Origin of the sequence: Salinimicrobium gaetbulicola, from assembly GCF_042676025.1 — a bacterium.
GTDB classification, from domain to species: Bacteria; Bacteroidota; Bacteroidia; order Flavobacteriales; family Flavobacteriaceae; genus Salinimicrobium; species Salinimicrobium gaetbulicola.
This window is the reverse complement of record NZ_JBHTJP010000019.1, coordinates 1-1,582: the sequence shown is the minus strand read 5'-3', so window position 1 is coordinate 1,582 and position 1,582 is coordinate 1. Positions and strand designations below refer to the sequence as shown.

2 protein-coding genes are annotated in these 1,582 nt (G+C 32.9%); both read left to right on the top strand.

The window, feature by feature from the left end; translation table 11 throughout:
* The first annotated feature begins 138 nt into the window (after window positions 1-138).
* Entirely contained in the window at window positions 139-645 is a 507-nt protein-coding gene (locus ACFQ1G_RS01310) for a hypothetical protein (RefSeq protein ID WP_380736433.1), read from the top strand.
* A 175-nt stretch (window positions 646-820) separates the two neighbouring features.
* Window positions 821-1,348: a TPM domain-containing protein gene (locus tag ACFQ1G_RS01305; RefSeq protein ID WP_380736432.1), complete on the top strand. Its 528-nt coding sequence runs from the start codon at window positions 821-823 to the stop codon at window positions 1,346-1,348.
* Window positions 1,349-1,582: the final 234 nt, after the last annotated feature.

Genomic DNA, 1,582 nt, shown 5'->3' with positions numbered 1-1,582 from the left:
GCCGAACCTGCAAAAAATGACATTTTTGACTACCTTTAAAAAGTTAATTTAACCGACAAATTCGCGTTCCCAACAACCGCTACTTGCGTTAACCGGAGACGTTGGCAGTAAGCTATAAAAATAACGCATAATTTAGACGTGGAAATTCAAGATTTAGATATTCAAGTTCTCGAAAAATTTAATTTGATTCGTGCCAATTCGACTAAAAAAGACATACAGAATTTTCATTTAAAATCCGTCGAGAATTTTATATATCATTTGATTAAAAATTCGAAGAAACATTCAACGGATAAAACTAAACTTCAGGAAATAAATGAGGTTAGAATGAAAAAATTGCTACTTGAATATCTGACAAAAATCCAGGCATCTGAATTTACGGAAGAGGAAATTGTAGAAAACTTTCGAGAATATATTACTCCTATTGGTGAACATATGAATAGACATTATGGATTCTCCTTTTCCGGAGGAAATTATAAATTTCTCTATATTATTTTCTGGCTGATTCCAGCGCTGATTATTGATTATATCCTTTATTCATTTAGATTAATAATTTTTCCAATTTTCACTCTTTCGACTCTGATTTTTATACCATACAAACAATATAGAAAAGTAAGAATGAAAAAAGTTTATGGTCCTAACTATTAAAAAAGCCTACTGCCAACATCGGTTAACGAGCAAATAGCTGAGATCCTTCAAAAATGACATTTTTGACTACCTTTAAAAAGACAACTTAACCGACAAAAAAATCGTTCCCAAAACCGCTACTTGCGTTAACCGGAGACGTTGTACACAATATTAAAAACCAAAATTCGAACCTAAATTGAAAAATTACCTTCTTGTTTTATTGGTGTTAACCAATTTTATTTCCTGTAAAACCTCTTCAAAAAACGAAGTTGAATTTACCAGAGAACGAACTGAAATCCAACATGAGAATGTCAATTTTCCAGAACCTAGAGGTTTTGTAAATGACTTTGACAATATCTTCACACCCGATCAAATCCTGGATTTGGAAAATCGGCTGCACGCGTATGAGCAGCAAACGTCAAATCAAATCGCTGTGGCTACAGTAAACTCCATTGAACCTTACGATGAAATCCAGTGGTATGCAACTGATCTTGCCAACTATTGGGGAATAGGAAAAAAAGAAAGAGACAACGGACTTTTAATATTATTGAATAAAAATAAAAGGGAAATCTGGATAGCTACTGGAATAGGAACTGAGAAAATATTGACTGACAAAATCGTGAAGGACATCATTGATTCCAGTATTATACCTGAGTTTAAAAAAGGTAGTTACTATGACGGAATTGTAAAGGGAGTAGAAGAAATTAAAGTGAAGTGGAATTAATACTGTGTACAACATCGGTTAACGAGCAAATAGCGGCAGATCATCTAAAACGACATTTTTGACTACCTTTAAAAATATAACTTAACCGATAAAAATCGTTTCCCTACTCCGCTACTTGCGTTAACCGGGAACGTTGTGGCACATTTTTTAAAAAAGATATGAGAATACTACTAGTATTTTTACTGATTTGTTTTTTTCCAAAAAATGCATTTGGCCAGGAAACAGATTTAGAAA